This window comes from Arthrobacter sp. UYCu512, assembly GCF_040547075.1.
Lineage (GTDB): Bacteria > Actinomycetota > Actinomycetes > Actinomycetales > Micrococcaceae > Arthrobacter.
Genome location: NZ_JBEPPA010000005.1, coordinates 97,640 through 115,790, shown reverse-complemented (window position 1 = coordinate 115,790; position 18,151 = coordinate 97,640). Strand labels below are relative to the sequence as shown.

Annotated in this window: 17 protein-coding genes; 13 read left to right on the top strand and 4 right to left on the bottom strand. The window is 63.6% G+C overall.

Going from position 1 to position 18,151, the window contains the following annotated elements; genetic code table 11:
* Window positions 1–36: 36 nt before the first annotated feature.
* Window positions 37–525 carry a GtrA family protein gene (locus ABIB49_RS06975; protein WP_253032373.1) on the top strand — a complete coding sequence of 163 codons (489 nt, stop codon included), beginning with the start codon at window positions 37–39 and terminating at the stop codon, window positions 523–525.
* Between the two features lie 244 nt (window positions 526–769).
* Here ABIB49_RS06975 and ABIB49_RS06970 read toward each other — a convergent pair whose 3' ends face one another.
* From ABIB49_RS06970 to ABIB49_RS06955, 4 genes are all read right to left on the bottom strand, one after another.
* Complete coding sequence (locus ABIB49_RS06970) at window positions 770–2,491, bottom strand: DUF2142 domain-containing protein (protein ID WP_354156840.1); 1,722 nt, start codon at window positions 2,489–2,491, stop codon at window positions 770–772.
* Window positions 2,481–3,563 (bottom strand): substrate-binding domain-containing protein, encoded by a 1,083-nt coding sequence (locus tag ABIB49_RS06965; RefSeq protein WP_282360469.1) that lies wholly within the window; start codon window positions 3,561–3,563, stop codon window positions 2,481–2,483. The genes ABIB49_RS06970 and ABIB49_RS06965 overlap by 11 nt, the downstream gene beginning before the upstream one ends.
* Complete coding sequence (locus tag ABIB49_RS06960; RefSeq protein ID WP_354156839.1) at window positions 3,553–5,244, bottom strand: DUF2142 domain-containing protein; 1,692 nt, start codon at window positions 5,242–5,244, stop codon at window positions 3,553–3,555. The genes ABIB49_RS06965 and ABIB49_RS06960 overlap by 11 nt, the downstream gene beginning before the upstream one ends.
* A 61-nt stretch (window positions 5,245–5,305) precedes the next feature.
* Window positions 5,306–7,672 (bottom strand): GH25 family lysozyme, encoded by a 2,367-nt coding sequence (locus ABIB49_RS06955; RefSeq protein ID WP_354156838.1) that lies wholly within the window; start codon window positions 7,670–7,672, stop codon window positions 5,306–5,308.
* Between the two features lie 601 nt (window positions 7,673–8,273).
* Between ABIB49_RS06955 and ABIB49_RS06950 the strand changes: the two genes are divergently transcribed.
* The 12 genes from ABIB49_RS06950 to smpB all read left to right on the top strand — a co-directional run bounded on the left by ABIB49_RS06950 (window position 8,274) and on the right by smpB (window position 18,081).
* Window positions 8,274–9,497, top strand: coding sequence for a TadA family conjugal transfer-associated ATPase (locus ABIB49_RS06950; protein WP_283479298.1), 1,224 nt, complete (start codon window positions 8,274–8,276; stop codon window positions 9,495–9,497).
* The gene (locus ABIB49_RS06945; protein ID WP_283479299.1) at window positions 9,497–10,351 is read left to right on the top strand and encodes a type II secretion system F family protein; all 855 of its coding nucleotides are present in this window, start codon (window positions 9,497–9,499) and stop codon (window positions 10,349–10,351) included. The genes ABIB49_RS06950 and ABIB49_RS06945 overlap by 1 nt, the downstream gene beginning before the upstream one ends.
* The gene (locus tag ABIB49_RS06940) at window positions 10,348–11,289 is read left to right on the top strand and encodes a type II secretion system F family protein (RefSeq protein ID WP_283479300.1); all 942 of its coding nucleotides are present in this window, start codon (window positions 10,348–10,350) and stop codon (window positions 11,287–11,289) included. Before ABIB49_RS06945 ends, ABIB49_RS06940 begins: the two co-directional genes overlap by 4 nt.
* A gap of 54 nt (window positions 11,290–11,343) precedes the next feature.
* The gene (locus ABIB49_RS06935) at window positions 11,344–11,598 is read left to right on the top strand and encodes a hypothetical protein (RefSeq protein WP_226774394.1); all 255 of its coding nucleotides are present in this window, start codon (window positions 11,344–11,346) and stop codon (window positions 11,596–11,598) included.
* Between the two features lie 5 nt (window positions 11,599–11,603).
* The gene (locus ABIB49_RS06930; protein ID WP_226774395.1) at window positions 11,604–12,002 is read left to right on the top strand and encodes a TadE/TadG family type IV pilus assembly protein; all 399 of its coding nucleotides are present in this window, start codon (window positions 11,604–11,606) and stop codon (window positions 12,000–12,002) included.
* Complete coding sequence (locus ABIB49_RS06925) at window positions 11,983–12,537, top strand: hypothetical protein (protein ID WP_283479303.1); 555 nt, start codon at window positions 11,983–11,985, stop codon at window positions 12,535–12,537. Before ABIB49_RS06930 ends, ABIB49_RS06925 begins: the two co-directional genes overlap by 20 nt.
* Window positions 12,534–13,004 carry a pilus assembly protein TadG-related protein gene (locus ABIB49_RS06920; protein ID WP_283479304.1) on the top strand — a complete coding sequence of 157 codons (471 nt, stop codon included), beginning with the start codon at window positions 12,534–12,536 and terminating at the stop codon, window positions 13,002–13,004. Before ABIB49_RS06925 ends, ABIB49_RS06920 begins: the two co-directional genes overlap by 4 nt.
* A 65-nt stretch (window positions 13,005–13,069) precedes the next feature.
* A complete protein-coding gene (gene prfB / locus ABIB49_RS06915) occupies window positions 13,070–14,185 on the top strand; it encodes a peptide chain release factor 2 (RefSeq protein ID WP_226774398.1) in 1,116 nt (371 codons plus the stop codon).
* A 197-nt stretch (window positions 14,186–14,382) separates the two neighbouring features.
* Window positions 14,383–15,141 carry a cell division ATP-binding protein FtsE gene (ftsE, locus tag ABIB49_RS06910; RefSeq protein WP_226774399.1) on the top strand — a complete coding sequence of 253 codons (759 nt, stop codon included), beginning with the start codon at window positions 14,383–14,385 and terminating at the stop codon, window positions 15,139–15,141.
* Complete coding sequence (gene ftsX / locus ABIB49_RS06905; protein WP_226774400.1) at window positions 15,138–16,052, top strand: permease-like cell division protein FtsX; 915 nt, start codon at window positions 15,138–15,140, stop codon at window positions 16,050–16,052. Before ftsE ends, ftsX begins: the two co-directional genes overlap by 4 nt.
* A 25-nt stretch (window positions 16,053–16,077) precedes the next feature.
* Entirely contained in the window at window positions 16,078–17,502 is a 1,425-nt protein-coding gene (locus ABIB49_RS06900) for a M23 family metallopeptidase (RefSeq protein ID WP_283479306.1), read from the top strand.
* Window positions 17,503–17,610: 108 nt separating this feature from the next.
* Window positions 17,611–18,081 carry an SsrA-binding protein SmpB gene (gene smpB / locus ABIB49_RS06895; RefSeq protein ID WP_226774402.1) on the top strand — a complete coding sequence of 157 codons (471 nt, stop codon included), beginning with the start codon at window positions 17,611–17,613 and terminating at the stop codon, window positions 18,079–18,081.
* The last annotated feature ends 70 nt before the right edge of the window (window positions 18,082–18,151 follow it).

Sequence of the window (18,151 nt, the reverse complement as noted above, 5' to 3'; positions counted from 1 at the left end):
GGACAATCCAACGAGTACGGGCGGTATTTTCGAATCATGCGGGATAGTTCCATGAGCCTCGTCCGGCGTTTTCAACATTTTGTGCGCAACGGGCACCTGGTCAAATTCCTTATTGTCGGCGCGGCCTCCTTTGCCATCGATCTCGGACTTCTTGCGCTGCTGCACGAAGGTGCCGGTGTGGATTTGTGGATTGCCACCCCCGTGGCATTCCTTGCCAGCCTGGTGTTCAACTTCCTCGTCCAGCGAAAGTTCACCTTCCAGTCTGATGAGCGAGCTCACGTAAGCTTCCTGAAGTACGGGGCGCTAGTGGTGTTTAACGTAGTCGCCACCGACATCATCGTGAACGTGGTTGCAGGCTCCGGACAGTCTTACGCGATCGGCAAGGTCATTGCGACTGTTGCCACAACAGGCTGGAACTTCCTCCTGTACAAGCACTGGATCTTCAAGGCGGCGCCAGTCGCGGACGACCACATCGACGTGACGGCGGCGGGGACACCCTCCGCCGCTCATGAACGCCCGGAGTAGACCTTACCGCTTCAGCTCCGGACCACCCTTTCCGGCTGTCAGTCTGGCTTCCTGAAGCCGCGGACCCCTGCAAGCACGGGGAGAGCCTTGACCGACCCCGCGCAGCGCGGATCCCCATGAGTTCAACGAGACCCCTGGTCGCCGGCTCATCGTGGGATCGCAGCGGGCCAAGACAAACGTGCTGGGACTGCTCCCTCGGAGTATCAAGTCAAACGTGCTGGGACTGCTCCCGCGGAGTATCAAGTCAAACGTGCTGGGACTGCTCCCGCGGAGTATCAAGCACGGGGTCCGGAGCGGGCTTCGCGGCGTTGTTGCCGTGGCGCCGCAACGGGAGCCCCGGCAGGCGTGCCAGGACGTAACCCGGAAAAAGATAGCCGTAGAGGGCCGACGCCCCCCGGTAGATCAAGGCTGCGTAGACAACAGTGAGCACGATCCAGCCAAATGGTGGCTGCCAGTCCGGATTCGTGAGCATCACCTGCCAGTTGCCGGAGTCTTTCAGCCCAACCACGTAGCGGCGCAGAATGTAGACAAACGTATAGATGTGGGCCGCTGCGGCGAAAATTATCAGGACACGGGCGATGCTCCGGAAGCCCGGCGCGGTTCCGAAGGCGCGGAATCGAACGGCCATGCCAGCCGAGATTATGGCGACCATAAACAGAGGCAGATTGTAGCGCCCCTGCCAGATATACCCCACGGAGCTGATCAGCCCGGCCTGGACCACGGCCGGCACAACGGCCAGGGCGGCCACGGAGATCCAGAACCCGACCGCGTTCCGCCGCGGCCGTGCAGTGAACGGTACAAGCAGCGCCAGCATCAAGAGCATGCTCCAGAACTGAATGACGGCCTGCGGAGCCGGGACCTCGAGCCAGCCCATGATGCCGATGTACTGGGGCACAAAATCGAAGGCGCGATCCATCATGGTCAGGAATGCCTGATGCGGCCTGACGCCGGCCACGAGGTTCGTAATGCCCTCGGGGGCTGCCGCGGTTGAACCCGGGGCAAAGAGCATCAGGACAATCCAGAGCAGGCCCAGTCCAATGCCCACTATCATCAAGCCCGCGGTGACCAGCACGGTGCGGTTCCGCAGAAGCCGGCCCAGGCTCCCGAACCCGAAGAAAGCCACGGCGACTACAAAGGCAACCAACAGCCAGACAAGCGAAACGTTCCGCGTGTTTGCCAGCACGGCAACGGAGATTCCGACCGTGGCAATTGCGGGTTTAACTTCTGACAGGCGTGCTGAGCTTTCCAGGCACACGAGAAGTCCGCAAAACGCTGCCATGGTCGCGGCTACTTCCAACGCGTTCGGATTAATTCCGGAGCAGAGGAACAGCACCATCGGCGTTATGGCAACAGCGGCCGCTACAACTGGCCATTTGGGTTTTCTGAGCTTAGTCAAGGCAGTCAAGCCGGCCGCCAGGAAAGCGGTGCAAAGGAGGGCGCTGGCGATCCGCATGCCGATGATTGCGGGCGCACCAGTCAGGACGAGGCTGGGGAGGCCCACCAGCCAGTAGTACATCGGGTTGTACAGTCCGGCGGAGGTTACACCGATGGTCAGATAGTTATCGTCCATGGGCACAGCGGGTGCACACGCTGCGGTGACATCGCGTTTGAAGGCTGTGCACGTCTGAGCGGAGAGGTTGGCTATGTAGGAGGGAACCTGAACATGGACGCCGTGGCCAAAGGACTGTCCTTCCTGAACCACGAACTGTCCACGTGCTACCGCGGCTGCCTTGATGGTATGCGAGGGCTCGTCCGGATAGGCCATCAAAGGGGTGGCCAGCGACCACAGAGTGGTGAGTAAGGCAAGCAGTGTGAAGATCCGAATAAATGGTCCCAGCACGTGTTTGCGCCGTCCCCCGAGAGCTACCGGGGCAGATGCAGTGGCTCCGGGTGCACCCGGAATCGGCGCGGACGCCGCACGATTGGTCCGCTGCCCTGCCAAGGGCTTGGCCTTGTTACTTATCATCGTGCTCCACACTGATCGTTCCGACTGCCGAACGGGACCGCTCCAGCGCCGCAACGCTCGGCGAGACGACCTGGGCGAAGTAGGACGAATTGGCTTGTCCGCCTTCACCAGTGACGTATTCGGCCCAGGACTTTACCAGGCGGGCCAGGGCAGGATTCTTATAGGAATGACAGAATGCCTGATAGCCGACGAACCCCAGGGAATAGCCTGGACCTCGACCGGTATGGAGGGTCAACTGGACGCCGCCGCCGGGAGCCTCGCTGACGGTGCCGCTGTCGACTGCCGTGCCTAAAGCATCGTCCGTTACTTTGACAAAATCTTCTCCGAACTTCACCGTCGCTGTTGAGAACCGCGTTCCGATTGATGCCCGGTCCATAAATGCTACGGCTCCTGCGGTAGCGTCCACCTTCGTTGCCAGATCGGCATAAGTGCCCACGGACTGCCCAGCGGTGTCCGCGGGCCATTTTCCGGTTATGGGCGGTCTCGCTGCCGTTTCAGGGGAGGACCGTAGATAGTCGCCGACGGCTTGGGTGAGTCCAGAGCCGCCTGCAGCCCAGACGGGCACGATTTTCATATCAGGCAATGCGGTGCCCGGATTAAGGTCCGCGATCTTCTGGTCGTCCCAGCGTGTGATCTTGCCTTCGAACATCGCTGCCAGAACGGCTTGGTCCAAGCGGACATTCCGCAACCCGGCAACGTTGTAGGCGACCCCGACGGCGGTAACGGATGTCGGTACGGCAAAGGCTCCCTCCGGCCCGCACGCGGCCTTTGACAGTTCCCAGTCGTTGGTTGTCAACTGGGAATCCAGGCTGGCAAAGTGGGCCATCCCCCGGAATAGCGCGTCCCTGCCGCTGGCATCGCCATCGGGCGAGAACCGCAGGGAGGTCTGCCGAAACTCCTTGCTCCAGCCCTGCTGCCAGGCAGAGATGGAGCCCATCTGGCTGATGCTGCCTATTGCCGTCAGGGAGCCGGTGACGCCAGTGCCGTATTCGGCCGCGCTGCACGAGGCAAGCCCCAGCGCGCACACCGATGCGAGCAGGGCAAGTACCTGCCTGCGAGGCTTACAGCGCATTCCGTCGATCCCCTTCGTCAGCTACCTTGACAGAGCCATTGCGGTTTCCATCAACCTTAGCCTGAGCCGGTGCGGCCGCATTCAGCCGGGAGGCGCGGGGCTGCGGCAAAGATCCTTGGGGCATGGGTCGGGCTTCCGCGCCGAACGTCCGGCTGCGCCAATGCCGCTTCGGGAAGAGCGCCCTGTACAGGAGAACTGCGCCGGCCGTAAGCGTGATCAGGTAAGCGATTGACAAACCCTGCCAGGTGAGCGGTGGCTGCCACGTTGTTTCCCACATTTCGCTCCAATTTACGTGCTCGGGGAACAGGCCCACCGTGTAGCGCCGGAGAGTGAAAACAAAGGCGTAGACATGGGCTGCCACTGCAGCAACCAAAGTCCATCGGCCAATTGATTTGGCCCGGTCGGAAAGAGGGAACGAGTGAAAGCGAAGGGCCATACCGCAAGCGAGCATCATCAGGACCACCAGCGCGAGGAGGTATCGTCCCTGCCAGATGTAACCCAGCTCCTGGATGACCTGCGACTGAAGGATGGGGGGAAGCACAAGGACCCCGATGAAAACGGGAACCAGGAGCCAGCGATTCCTCAGTGGGCGTGAGGTCACTGCGGCCAAGACCAATGCCACGAAGGCGAAGTGCCAAAATACCTGAACACCGGACGGTGTAAGCGTATCCACCCAGCCCATCAGGCCGATGTAGCCGCTGACATAGTCAAAGGTCCGGTCCAGCATCGTTACGAAGGCTTGGTCCGGTGTCACTTTGGAAGGAATCCCGCCCAAACTCTTGAAGCTGTCCGCAACAACCAGCCACCCGAGCCCGGCGGCGCAACCCAGCACCGCGATGCCGGCCATCGCCACACCGAACTTACTCCGCAAGATCTCGGCTAATGGCCGCCACCCGTAGGCGATGAGGGCTACTGCAAAGGCTATGGCCAGCCATAGCAGGGACAAGGCCCGGGTGTTGGCGAGTACGGCGCCAGAAACGCCAACGGCAATTAGCGGGGCCCGGGTGGCCGCTAGAGACTTCGAGTTCTCGAGGGCTAGACACAGATTCACGAAGAACGCGGCCGTGGTGACCACTTCCAGGGAATTTGGGTTGATCGAGCCGGCGAGGTATAGAGCCATCGGCGTGAGCCCGACGACAGCGGCCACGAGCGGCCACTGGCCATGCCGCATTTGCCGGGCAGCCATGATTGCCATCGTCATAAAGACTGCTGAGAGGAGGCCACTTGCTATGCGCATGACATAAACCGCAGTTTCCCCGGACAACAAGCGCGATGGGAGACCCACGATCAGGTAGTAGAGCGGGTTGTAGTTTCCAGCAGTCGTCGTCGCGGGGACCAGCGCCGTGTTCTGGCCGTTGATGTCTGGCGAGCAGGCGGCAGAGACCTGGACTTTAAAGGCGTAGCACAATTGGTTGCCGAGTTCGGCTACGTAGCCGGGAACTTTCACAATTGCCGGGTCGCCTTGCTTGCCGCTTTCCTGGGTTTGCAACTGCCCCCGCGCCACCGCCGCAGCCTTGATGGTGTGGGCGGGCTCGTCAGGTATTGACATAAGCGGCGACGCCAGTGACCACAGGGTGGACAGGGTGCCCAGGATGAGGAACGTGACGAGGGCGGGTATATATTTCGTCCGGGCCAGAGGGACTTCCGGCCGGCGGCCTGAACGCTGTAAGTGCATGATCATAGAAGCTATCACCAATGGCATCGGCGGGTTGACGGCTCCAACCCGGTGCCGCGGCGGGTGGCTAGAGGCTGCCTGCGAACGTCCTGCCCAAATATCCCTGGCTTGGCTTCATGCCGGTCCCGGAATAGCTCCATAGTGAGCCGTCCGGCCGCCGGGCAACAAGGTCCGGGTTCGCGTCAGCATCCAGATTCCGTGCCGACCCGAAGTTGTCATAGACGTTCCAGCCCGTTCCTACCCGCAGCGACGGCGAAAGTTTTCCGGTCCCGTCTCCCGCATAGAACCACAACGTGCCGTCTGGCCTGCGAGCAAGGACGTCGTTCTTACGGTCGCTGTTGAAATCACCAACGCCGACGATTTCCGCGAAAACTTCCCAGCCGAAGGCCCCGATCTTAACGCCCGGCTGGTATCCGGTGTTAAGGGCGTCAACCTTGCTGGTGCCACGGTAGAGCCAAAGGGAGCCATCCTTACCGCGGGCAAGGACATCGTTCTTTCCATCGCGGTCAAGATCGCCGGTTCCGACAAGTGAATCGAACATGTCCCAGCCGAATTTGCCAATTTGCACTGCAGGAGCGTAGCCGCTGTTGCTGGCATCCACACGTCCGGTGCCGGCGTAGATCCACAGACTACCGTTCGGCTTGCGCGCCAGTAGGTCGCTCTTGCCGTCGCCGTTGAAGTCGCCGACGGCGGTCAGGGAGTCGAAGGCGTCCCAGCCGAAGTTTCCAATTTTCCGCGCAGTTCCGTAGGCTCCGGTTCCGGTTCCGGGGTAGAACCACAGGCTTCCGTCCGGCATGCGTGCCAGCAGGTCGGCCGTTCCGTCGCCGTTGAAGTCCGGGGTGCCGACGAGTGTGTCGAACGCACCCCAGCCGAAGTCGCCGATCTTTCGGGCGCTTTGATAGCCCTGGTCCCGCATGGCGGTTCCGGCATAGAAATAGAGGGAGCCGTCGGTCTGGCTGCCTACAAAGTCAGCCAGCCGGTCCCCATTGCTGTCTCCGGTTCCCACAAGCTGGTCGTAGATGCCCCAACCGGTGCCGATCTGGCGGGGGTTGACCAAGACGGCTTTGCCGGTGTTGGAGTAGAACCACATGGTGCCATCCGGTTTCCTGCCGACAAGGTCGCTGGTGCCGTCGCCGTCGAAGTCCTGGATTGCCACTAGTTGGTTGAACACGTCCCAGCCAAAGTCGATCTTCCGGCCCGTTCCGGTTTGGCCGGTTCCGGTTCCGGAGTAAAGATACAGGGCGCCGTCCGCCGTGCGGGCCAGCAGATCAGCCTTCCCGTCGCCGTCGAAATCGCGGACGCCAAGGATTGCATTAAAGACGTCCCAGCCGAACGCGCCGATCTTGACCGCCCCGCGGTAGCCTTCGCTGCTGCCAGAAACGAAGCCCGTGCCGGCGTAAAACCATAGGGATCCATCCAACTTCCGCGCCAGCAGATCGTTCTTGCCGTCCCCGTTGTAGTCCCCGACGCCGACCACGCTGTCGTAGATCTGCCAGCCGGCGCCGATACGACGGCTTACCGGGTAGCGGCCGGTCCCGTCACCGGAATACAGCCAAAGCTCACCGTCGGCCCTGCGCTGAATGAGGTCAGACTTTCCGTCGCCATCGAAGTCCCCGGTGGAGATGACCTTCCGGGTGGCGTCGGTGGGCACCGGTGGCGGGCTCCCCGCGGCGAAGCGCTGAAGGCTGGCGTAGTCGCCGGCCCAGACATTGGAATCGCCGGCGAAGGGCCCCTTGTCGCTGTACTGCCAGATGCTGTAGGTCGACCAGCTGGCCGGGACCGGGCCGGCGTCGTTCGAGAAGGAGCTCGGGTAGGAAGCTAGCCATAGCGGGTTGTCGCCGAAGCCCAGGGGGTTCCCGACGCAGTCTTTCCACCAGTAATTGCCGGTGTAAATGACGGGCAGCCGTCCCGTCAGGGCATACATGGTGTTGCTGAAGTCCCTGGCCCAGGCAGTAAGTGCGCCCGGCGACATGTCGTAGCAAGCGTTGCCTTGGTAGTAGCCGTTGATGGTCTGGCCTGCGTAGGGATTGCCTTCGAAATCGAGCACGGGCGGCATCGTATAGCCGTCGCCAGTCCAGCCGCCACCGCTCTGCACGAAAATTCTGGCCTGGTCGGCGCCGGAGGAAGCGGCCGGGTTCGCGTAGTGATAGGCGCCCCGCATCATCCCGACCGCCCGTGACCCGCTGTACTGTGAGTCAAAAATTTGATTGGTGTAATAGTTGCCCTCGGACGCCTTGATATAGGCGAACCTTGCGCCCATGTTCCACTGCTGTTGCCAGTTCACAGAGGGCTGGTATTGGCTGACATCGAGACCCTGAACGCCGAACGTTGGCATCCAGGTCCCCTGCGTGGTCAGCGTTTTTGCGGCTGCACCGGGGCTGGGCGCCAGACCCTGGCCCATCTCTGCCCCGCCTCCGGCCGTCGCTGCTGCCATAGCTGCACGGTATCCCGCACTGGACCGATCCGGTGTTGTGGGGGGCACTGTGGCGGCAGTCGCAGGCGGGGCCGGTATGGCCGGGCCGGAAGCGGTCGGCTGGGCCTCGGCAATGGCCGGTGCCGGCGAGGTAGTGACCCCCGGGGCCGGAATTGCGGCCGGGGGAGTCGCGGTGACGCTCGGTGTCGGTTCAACGGCACCGGCGGGAACAGCCAAGCCCGGTCCGGCGACGAGGCAGAGGGCCAGTAGGGTGGCTCCGACCCGGCTGCCCAGGTGACTGGTAGGGGGAAGTAGGGTCCGCTTCATTTTTCGCTCCGGAACAACGACACGATTGCGGCCGTGCCACGCTGGTCACGCGCCCGAGAATCAGCACATCAAGGCTGCAGGGTGGTGAGAATGTCTGACTTGTCGGGCTCACCTTATCTGGGGAAAGTAGTGAAACCAGAGTTTCTTGTGTTACCAATGTGAAAATTGTTGTAAAACTGCGGGTAGTTTTCCACATCCGCCGCACCGGACTCTTGTTCCGAAGCGCGGGGAGCCCTAGTTTTAACCCAATTGCAGCGCCCCCGGAGCAGGGCGAATAGGCAAACTGGGGGCCATTGTGGAGGCTGTTCGCATTGTCGAGGACGAGGTCCGCGAGCTGATTCGCCGCCGCGGCCTGGACCCCATGCGGCAGGCCGGTGAGGTCCGACGCCTGGTCGAGGCCGCCGTCCTGGATTACGACGAGCGCGCATTGCTGGCCCCGCTCCCGCCCATCGGCCCGCTTGAATCGGCCCGGAGGTTTGTCTTCGACGCCGTGGCCGGTTTTGGGGCACTGCAACCCCTGCTCGACGATCCCGCCATTGAGGAGGTCTGGCTAAATGCGCCCAACGAGATCTACGTCGCCCGCAACGGTGAATCCGAGCTCACCTCGGTCTCGCTCACGGACCAGCAGGTACGGGACCTTGTGGAACGGATGCTGAAGAGCTCCGGGCGACGGCTCGACATGTCCTCTCCGTTCGTGGATGCAGCGCTGCCCGACGGTTCCCGCCTGCACGTCGTCATTCCTGACGTGACCAGAAAGCACTGGGCCATTAACATCCGCAAGTTCGTTGTAAAAGCCAGTCGGCTTGAGCACCTGGTGGAGTTGGGCACCGTGACGCCCCAGGCCGCCCGGTTCCTCGGTGCGGCCGTGGCAAGCGGACTGAATATCCTGGTCTCCGGCGCCACCCAGGCGGGTAAGACCACCATGCTGAATTGTTTGGCCGCGAGCATCGGTACCCGCGAGCGCGTTATTACTGTCGAGGAGATCTTTGAGCTGCAGTTTCCGCTGCGGGACGTTGTGGGGCTGCAGTGCCGGCAACCCAACCTGGAAGGCGAAGGTGAAATCCCCATGCGCCGGCTGGTCAAGGAGGCACTGCGCATGCGCCCCGACCGCCTGGTGGTGGGCGAGGTGCGGGAGGCCGAGAGCCTGGACATGCTCATTGCCTTGAACTCCGGCCTTCCCGGCATGTGCACCGTCCACGCCAACTCCGCCCACGATGCCGTCACCAAGATCTGCACGCTGCCCTTGCTTGCAGGCGAGAACATCTCGAGCGCCTTCGTGGTGCCTACGGTCGCATCCTGCATCGACCTCGTGGTCCACTGCGCCCGGCACGCCAGCGGACGCCGCGAAGTTACGGAGATCCTGTCGTTGGGCCGGCGTGTGGAGAACGGCATTATCGAATCCTCCATGGTCTTTGCCCTCGCTGACGGCCAGTTGCAGCCCAGTGCCAATTCGATGCCGGCAGCGGAGAAGTTTGCCCGGGCAGGGTACGACGTCGCAGCCCTGCTGGAGCCGCGCTGATGGCTGCACTGATCGGCATGGTGGCGGGCGCCGGATTCCTGCTGATCTGGTGGTCCGCCTGGGAACAGCCCAAGCCAGCCAGCCCCGCACGGCGCAGCAGCCGGCTGGAGGATCTTCTGCGCACCGCCGGAATCGAGAAGGTCAGTGGCTCGGGCCTGGCGGCGACGTGCCTGGGTGTCGGTGGGTTCACAATGTTTGTTTTCTTCGCGGTGACCCGGTCATGGCCCATCGCGGGCTGTTTTGGCCTTTTTGGTGGCTGGCTGCCAATGGCCATCGTTTCGTGGCGCGCACGGAAGCGGACCGCCGTGCTGCGACAGTTGTGGCCCGACGTCGTTGACCACCTTCGCTCGGCGATTAGGGCCGGCCTGTCGTTGCCGGAGGCTTTGATCCAGCTGGGCGAAAAGGGGCCCGAGGAGCTCCGGCAGGTGTTCCGTGACTTTGGCTCCGACTACCGTGCCGGCGGGCAGTTCGGCCCCTCCCTGACCCGGCTGAAGGACCGTCTGGCGGACCCCGTCGCCGATCGGATTATCGAAGCGCTCCGTCTGACGAAGGAGGTGGGGGGCTCCGATCTGGGTCGGCTGTTGGGAACCCTGGCGGAATTCCTCCGGGAGAATGCCCGCACCAGAAGCGAACTGGAGGCCAGACAGTCCTGGACCGTCAACGCAGCACGGCTTGCGGTCGCCGCCCCCTGGCTTGTCCTGGTGCTGATGGCCAGCCGCCCCGAAGCGGTAGCTGCCTACAACACTGCCCTCGGTGCCGCTGTACTGCTCGGCGGACTGGCAGTTTCCCTGATCTCCTATACCACCATGCTCCGCATCGGTGCCCTCCCTGCGGACGAGCGGGTCCTTCGATGACCGGCCTGATGGCGGCAGCTGTTGTCTGCGGAGTCGTCCTGGGCATTGGCCTCTGGCTGTTGCTTGTCCGGCTGCCGTTTATGCGGCCGACAACGTTCGTGGAACGCATCAGCCCGCAGCTGAAGGCCCACAATCTGGAATCCCGGCTGCTGCGCACGGCGCCGGGGAACATCACACCGTTCGGGCCGCTGGAAAGAATTCTGCGCCCGGTCATCGGCGACGCCGTGAGGTCGCTGGGGCGGTTGAATCCGGTTTCCTTGACCTTGAACCGCCGTCTGTCCAGGGCAGGGAGTGCCGCGTCGCCAGCCGATTTCCGGGCAGAACAACTTCTCTGGGGAGCCGGCGGCTTTGCGGCCGCAGTCGGCGCCGTCGTGCTGTTCGGTGCGGCCGGGCGTTTCAGCCCGCTGGTCGCCGCTGTGCTGGTCCTCGGCAGCGCCGCCGGAGGGTTTCTGTTGCGGGACTATCTGCTGGGCGTCCGGATCAAAAAGCGCGAAGCGCGGATGATGGCGGAGTTCCCCAGCATCGCCGAACTGATGGCGCTGGCTGTCAGCGCCGGCGAGAGTGCCACAGGGGCACTGGACAGAGTGTGCCGCAGCGCCCGAGGCGAGCTCTCCCAAGAATTCGCCCTGGTCCTCGCCGAGACCCGGGCGGGGACGCCGCTCGTGGACGCCCTGCAGGAGTTCTCCGCTCGGACCGAACTCGGCCCTCTTCTCCGTTTTGTGGACGGGCTGATCGTGGCGGTCGAACGGGGAACCCCCCTGGCTGAAGTGCTGCGGGCCCAGGCGCAGGACGTCCGGGATACCGCCAAACGCGAGCTCATGGTGTCGGCCGGAAAGAAGGAAATCGGAATGATGGTGCCGGTCGTGTTTGGCGTCTTGCCGCTGACGGTCGTATTCGCCGTGTTTCCCGGACTCGCCGCCATCAGCATGGGCCTCTAACCGCAGCAAAGGAAAACACCGAAATCAACCGAACATGCGAACCAAGGAGTGAACGTGAAAAAGATCCGCAACCAGATGACACTGTTGCTTTGCACCATCAGCATGCTGCCCGTACCGGCAAGACATTCCACGGCGCAGGATGCCGGAGAGCATCCTGAACGGCGCAGCGATCCGAGCGAACGGGGCGACGTGCCGGGCTGGGTGATGATTACCCTGATGTCCGCCATCCTCGTCGCCGCCCTCCTCGCCCTCGCCGGCCCGGCCTTGGAGGCACTGTTCAACCAGGCCATGGACAAGGTAGGGCAGTAAAACACGTGCCCCTGCCCCGAGGCGGCTGGGGCAGGACTGACGAACGTGGCTCGGCAGTGGTGGACTTTGTGCTTGTGGGTGGACTGCTGACGCTGTTCTTCCTCGCCATCATCCAGCTCACCCTTGTCATCCACGTCCGGAATACCCTGGTCGACGCCGCGGCCTCGGGCGCCAGATACGGCACCCTCGCGGACCGCGGTTCCGCGGATGCCCGGGACAGGACAGTCCAGCTGATCGGAGTCGCCCTCAACCAGGATTTTGCCACCGACGTCACTACCAGCGAGGCCACGTACCAGGGTATCCGGACCCTGGAAGTCACTGTGCGCGCGCCCTTGCCCGTGATCGGGCTGATCGGTCCCCGCGCAGCCCTGGAGGTGAAAGGGCATGCTGCCATTCAGCCCTGAGCGTCCACCGCACTGGCTCTCACCGCACTGGCATTCAGCGCACTGGCAGCCACCGCGCTGCCAGTTTCGGCACAGGCTGTCGGCGGGCGGGTCCCGCGCAGTCAACGCCGGCCTCCCGCAGAACGCAGAACAGGGAAGCGCTGTCGTCGAATTTACGTTCCTGTCGCTGTTGCTGATGGTGCCGCTGGTTTACTTCATCATCACCATGGGAGCGCTCCAAAGCGGCTCATTTGCGGTCGTCGGTGCCGCGGACCAGGCCGCCAAGGTTTTCGTTGCGCAGCCCGACGGCGCTGCCGCCCGGGCAGCCGCAGAGCAGGCCGTGCTGCTGGCGCTCGCAGACCACGGGCACCCCGCGGCGGATGCCCGGGTCGAGACCACATGCGCCCCGGCCGACTGTATGGCCGCGGGCACGGCCGTGACGGTCACCGTCCACCTCACCGTACCGCTGCCTTTTGTCCCCTTCGGCGACGTGCTGAACCTGAACGCCGGTCAGCTCAGCGCCTCCGCCACGCAGCTGGTGGGCCGCTTCCGATGAGCGGCTCCGGGGCACCGCAACTACGCTCCGGCCAGCGCCGCGACGACGGTCAACTGATGGTGCTGATCATCGGGTACGTGCTGCTCGCCGTGCTTCTTTCGACAGTTGTCATTGCCGCCTCCAGTGTCTATATCGAGCACAAAAAGCTCCTGTCGATGGCCGACGGCGCCTCGGTAGCCGCGGCAGACAGCTTCACACTCGGACAGCTCGAAGCGGCCCGCGGCAACCCCACCGCTGTGCTGACCGGCGCCCGCGTGCGGGCAACCGCCATCGAGTTCCTGGACCGCAGCAATGCCTTCACCCGGTTCGCCGGCCTCACCGTTGGCCCGGGGACGGGGAGCCCGGACGGGGCCACCGCCGTCGTGGTGCTCAGCGCCGCCGTCCACCCGCCCATGGTCAACTTCCTGATCCCCGACGGCATCAGGATCGAAGCGAGTTCGACGGCGCGCTCCCGGCTTTCACGTTAGAGCCCCGGCGCTGCCAGGCAGCCCAGTCCGGGCCGCCTGCGGGGATAGCGTAGGGTTAAAAAACCATGGCAAACATTGATTTTCCCGCAGAAATCCGCGCCCTCCGAGCCACCTACGCCTCGATCGAGAACGTTTCGAATGTTGAGGGGCTGAAGGAGGACATCGCCGAACTCAGCGAACGGGCCGGCGAACCCAATCTGTGGGACGACCCCGCGGCCGCGCAGGTGATTACCTCGCGGCTCTCGCACCGGCAGTCCGAACTGGCACGCCTTGACTCGCTGGCCTCCCGGATAGACGATCTTGAGGTCCTGGTGGAGCTGGGCCAGGACGAGGATGACGCCGCCTCCATGGGTGAAGCGGCGACGGAACTCGAGTCCGTGCGCAAGGCACTGACGGAACTCGAAGTGGTTACCCTGCTTTCCGGCGAGTTCGACATCCGCGAAGCCGTCGTCACGATCCGAGCCGGCGCCGGGGGAGTGGACGCGGCAGACTTCGCCGAAATGCTGCTGCGGATGTACCTCCGCTGGGCTGAACGCCACGGCTACCCGACCACCATCATGGACACCTCCTACGCCGAAGAAGCAGGGCTCAAGTCCGCCACCTTCGAGGTCAAGGCCCCTTACGCGTACGGCACGCTCAGCGTCGAAGCCGGCACCCACCGCCTGGTGCGGATCAGTCCCTTCGACAACCAGGGCCGCCGGCAGACCTCCTTCGCCGCCGTCGAAGTCATCCCGCTGATCGAGCAGACGGACTCCATCGACATCCCGGACAATGAGATCCGCGTCGATGTCTTCCGTTCCTCCGGCCCCGGCGGCCAGTCGGTCAACACCACGGACTCCGCAGTGCGCCTCACCCACATCCCCACCGGCACCGTGGTGTCGATGCAGAACGAGAAGTCGCAGCTGCAAAACCGTGCGGCCGCGCTGCGAGTGCTGCAGTCCAGGCTCCTGTTGCTGAAGAAGCAGCAGGAGGACGCGGAGAAGAAGGCATTCGCCGGCGATGTAAAAGCCTCCTGGGGCGACCAGATGCGCTCGTACGTCCTGAACCCGTACCAGATGGTCAAGGATCTCCGCACCGAGCACGAAGTCGGCAACACCTCGGCCGTGTTCGACGGCGAGATCGACGATTTTATTGATGCCGGCATCCGCTGGCGGACCGACAACCGCAACGCCGACAAATAGCCGCACACACGCCCTACTTCCGCGGCACACCCGTCCTGGCCGCCTAATCCTGCGACACGCCCCGGCACTCGGGCCGATCCGCCGGGGCCCGTGCGTATAGTCGAGAAGCCGGAGCTCTACTTCCCCCACTAGAAAGCCCGCGCGCCGGCAGCAGAACCGGGATGTACCTGTCCATGTCCTGCAGGGTATTTAGGGCCATGATCCGTTTCGAAAATGTCACCAAGGTCTACGACCAGAAGGCGCGCCCCGCCCTGGATTCCATCAACCTTGAGATCGACCGTGGCGAATTCGCCTTCCTCGTCGGGGCCTCCGGTTCCGGAAAATCGACGTTCCTGCGCCTTGTCCTTAAAGAGGACCGTGCCTCCTCCGGTGCCGTCTACGTGGCCGGCCAGAACGTTGCCAACATTTCCAGCTGGCGGGTGCCCAGGCTCCGCCGCGGCATCGGCGTCGTCTTCCAGGACTTCCGCCTGTTGCCCCAAAAGACTGTCTTCGCCAACGTCGCCTTCGCGATGCAGGTCATTGGCAAGGGCCGCAGCGTCATCCGGGACACCGTTCCCGAGGTCCTCAAGACCGTCGGGCTCGAAGGCAAGGAAAACCGCCTTCCACACGAACTTTCCGGCGGTGAGCAGCAGCGCGTGGCGATCGCCCGCGCCGTCGTCAACCGCCCCGGCATCCTGCTCGCCGATGAGCCGACCGGCAACCTGGACCCCACCACCTCGATGGGCATCATGGGGGTGCTGGACAAGATCAACCAGAACGGCACCACAGTGGTGATGGCAACGCACGATGACGACATCGTCAACGAGATGCGCAAACGCGTCGTCGAGCTCAAGAACGGCGTTGTGATCCGCGATGAGGCCAAGGCGCTCTACACCTCCATGATCCCGGTCGTGGGACAGTCGCGCCGCCTGCGCGACGCCAGCGGGCGGGACCCGCAAGGGGAGGGCCAGCTGTGAGGCTCCAATTCGTCCTCGCCGAAATCGGCAGCGGCCTGCGCCGCAACCTCTCCATGGTGGTCTCCGTCATCCTGGTGACTTTCGTGTCCCTGACTTTCGTCGGCGCCGCTGGCATGCTGCAGCTGCAGATCAACCAAATGAAGGGCTACTGGTACGACAAGGTCCAGGTCGCCATCTTCCTGTGCAGCGACGGTTCGACGGCGGCCAGTTGCGCCAGCGGGCCCGCCACCCCCGAACAGCAGGCCAACCTGGGCAAGCTGCTGGAATCGCCGGCCGTTGCCCAGTACGTCAACGACTTCCAGTTTGAGTCCAAGGACGATGCGTACAGGCACTTCAAGGAACAGTTTTCCAATTCCCCGATCGTTGACTCGGTGACGCCGGACCAGCTCCCGGCCTCCTTCCGGATCAATATGAAGGACCCGGAAAAGTACCAGATCATCAGCGAGACCTTCTCATCGCAGGCCGGTGTGGAAACCGTGATCGACCAGCGCCAGCTCCTCGAACGGCTCTTCTCGGTCATGAACGCTGCCTCCCTCGTGGCCGTCAGCGTCGCCGGCGTGATGATCATCTGCGCCATCTTGCTGATCGCCACCACGATCCGGCTCTCCGCCTTCAGCAGGCGACGGGAAACCGGGATCATGCGCTTAGTCGGGGCATCGAAAATAGTGATCCAGCTGCCGTTTATCCTGGAGGGCGTGATAGCCGCAGTGATTGGCGCGGCGCTGGCCTCGGGAACACTGTGGGCCGTGGCGCACTTCTTCCTGGGCGGATACCTCTCCAAGCAGTATCCGGACACCGCGTTTATCTCCGCGGGCCAAACCCTGGTGCTCGCACCGGCCCTCATTGGCCTTGGCGTGCTGCTGGCAGGCGTATCATCGCTCCTAACCCTTCGTCGATACCTGAAGGTTTAGCGTGCGCAACGAAAAAGGGATCCCCATGACACCGATGCACCGAACCGGCCCGCAGCCGGTTCCCCTCCGGCGAGCCGTGGCCGGCCGCCGCACCCGCATCGTCAGTGCCGCGCTAGCCCTGGTTCTGGTGGCGGCCTTGGGAGCTTCGGCCCCGGTGGCCGTCGCCGACTCCCTCGAAGACCAGCAGGCAGCCCTCCGGGAGGAAGCGGCGAAGGTTCAGCACTCGCTGGAGTTTGTTGACTCCAAGATCGCCCAGGCGGCCTCGGACCTCGTCCTTTACCAAGGCCAGCTCCCCGGTGCCCAACAGGCCCTGCTCGACGCCCAGGGCCGCGTGGCAGCTGCGGTCAAGGAAGCCGAGGCCCTCGCAGCCCGGGTGGACCTTGCGCAGCAAAACAAAGCCAAGATCACCCAGCAGTTGGAGACGGACAAGCAGAAGATCACCGACACGAAGAAACTGATCGGGCAGATCGCCACCCAGGCGTACAAGTCCGGCGGTGTGCCGTCCAACCTTTCGCTGTTTTTCGGCCCGAACAACGGCGGCAGCCTTACGGACACCATTGACCTGGCCGACCAGGCGATGCGCAGCCAAAACGCCGCCATGGACAAGCTGACCCAACAGAACGCCACGAACATCAACTCCCAGGCCAGGCTCGAAGCGGTGGAAGCCGAAATCAAGGACCTTAAAGCCAAAGCTGATGCCGCGCTGGCCCGCGAACAGGCAGCCCGCGGCGAGGCAGAGGCCAAAAAGGCCCAGGTGGACCAGCTCATCGCCGACACCACCCGGATCGACGCCGAACTTCAGGCCGCCAAACCCGGAATCCAGACCCAACTCGCCCAGGTCAAGTCCCAGCAGGACGCCGTTGCCGCGGACATCGCCGAACGCGACCGCAAACTGCGCGAGGCCTATGAAGCCGAACAGCGCCGGATCGCCGAGGCGGCCGCGGAGGCTGCCGCCGCGGCCGCCCGCGCCCAGGGGCAGGCCCAGGCGAAGCCGGCACCGTACGTTCCTGCCCCCCAGGGATCCCCGTCGGCCTTCGGCCTGCAGCATCCCCTCAATGGCGTCCCGATCACCTCCGGCTTCGGCTGGCGCTCGACACCTCCCGGGACCATCGACTTCTACGGCCAGGGCGGCTATATGCACACCGGAATCGACTTCGGCGCCGCCTGCGGCACACCGGTCTTTGCCGCGGCGGCGGGAACGGTATTTTCCGCCGGCTGGGCCAATGACGGCGGTGGCAACAACGTGAAGATCTCCCATGGTGTGATCCAAGGCAACTCGCTGACCACCATCTATTACCACAACACCTCAGTTGTCGTCTCGCCGGGCCAGCAGGTCAGCCGGGGCCAGCTGATTGCTTATTCGGGAACCACCGGCAACTCCACCGGCTGCCACTCGCACTTCGAGACCTGGCTTAACGGCCGAGCCGTGGATCCGATGAACCTGCTCTGATCCGCCCGGAGCGGAAGCCCTGCCGGTGCGCTGCTGCTCTGCCGTAAACTGGCATAAGCCTGCGCCGTTCCGGCGTACGGCACACCCGTCGATTCAAGGAGTTCTACCGTGCCGAAAGAAAGTGGCCGTAAGGTAGTGGCCACCAACCGCAAGGCCCGGCACGACTACCACATCCTCGATACCTATGAGGCGGGAATCGCACTGATGGGGACGGAAGTGAAGTCCCTTCGGGAGGGCCACGCCTCCATGGTCGACGGCTTTTGCACCTTCTACAACGACGAGCTGTGGATGGAGAGCATCCACATCCCCGAATACCACCAGGGGAGTTGGACCAACCACGCCGCACGCCGCCGTCGGAAGCTGCTGCTGCACCGGGACGAACTCACCAAGATCTCGCACAAGATCCGCGAATCCGGTTTCACGATTGTCCCACTCCAGCTGTACTTCGTGGATGGGCGGGCCAAGGTGGAGATCGGCGTAGCCCGCGGTAAGAAGGAATACGACAAGCGTCATACCCTGCGCGAGCAGCAGGACAAGCGTGAGGCCCTGCGGGTGATGCGCGAACGGAACCGGCGGTAGCCGTGGCCGTCCCCGGCCTGGTGGAATGAATCTGCGATGCCGTGCGTTATGCTTGATAGCCAGGCAGCCA

Coding starts and splice junctions, on each gene's coding strand:
- ABIB49_RS06975 (WP_253032373.1), top strand. CDS start 37: ATGCGGGATAGTTCCATGAGCCTCGTCCGGCGTTTTCAACATTTTGTG.
- ABIB49_RS06970 (WP_354156840.1), bottom strand. CDS start 2,491: ATGATAAGTAACAAGGCCAAGCCCTTGGCAGGGCAGCGGACCAATCGT.
- ABIB49_RS06965 (WP_282360469.1), bottom strand. CDS start 3,563: ATGCGCTGTAAGCCTCGCAGGCAGGTACTTGCCCTGCTCGCATCGGTG.
- ABIB49_RS06960 (WP_354156839.1), bottom strand. CDS start 5,244: ATGATCATGCACTTACAGCGTTCAGGCCGCCGGCCGGAAGTCCCTCTG.
- ABIB49_RS06955 (WP_354156838.1), bottom strand. CDS start 7,672: ATGGCAGCAGCGACGGCCGGAGGCGGGGCAGAGATGGGCCAGGGTCTG.
- ABIB49_RS06945 (WP_283479299.1), top strand. CDS start 9,497: ATGGCTGCACTGATCGGCATGGTGGCGGGCGCCGGATTCCTGCTGATC.
- ABIB49_RS06940 (WP_283479300.1), top strand. CDS start 10,348: ATGACCGGCCTGATGGCGGCAGCTGTTGTCTGCGGAGTCGTCCTGGGC.
- ABIB49_RS06925 (WP_283479303.1), top strand. CDS start 11,983: ATGCTGCCATTCAGCCCTGAGCGTCCACCGCACTGGCTCTCACCGCAC.
- ABIB49_RS06920 (WP_283479304.1), top strand. CDS start 12,534: ATGAGCGGCTCCGGGGCACCGCAACTACGCTCCGGCCAGCGCCGCGAC.
- prfB (WP_226774398.1), top strand. CDS start 13,070: ATGGCAAACATTGATTTTCCCGCAGAAATCCGCGCCCTCCGAGCCACC.
- ftsE (WP_226774399.1), top strand. CDS start 14,383: ATGATCCGTTTCGAAAATGTCACCAAGGTCTACGACCAGAAGGCGCGC.
- ABIB49_RS06900 (WP_283479306.1), top strand. CDS start 16,078: ATGACACCGATGCACCGAACCGGCCCGCAGCCGGTTCCCCTCCGGCGA.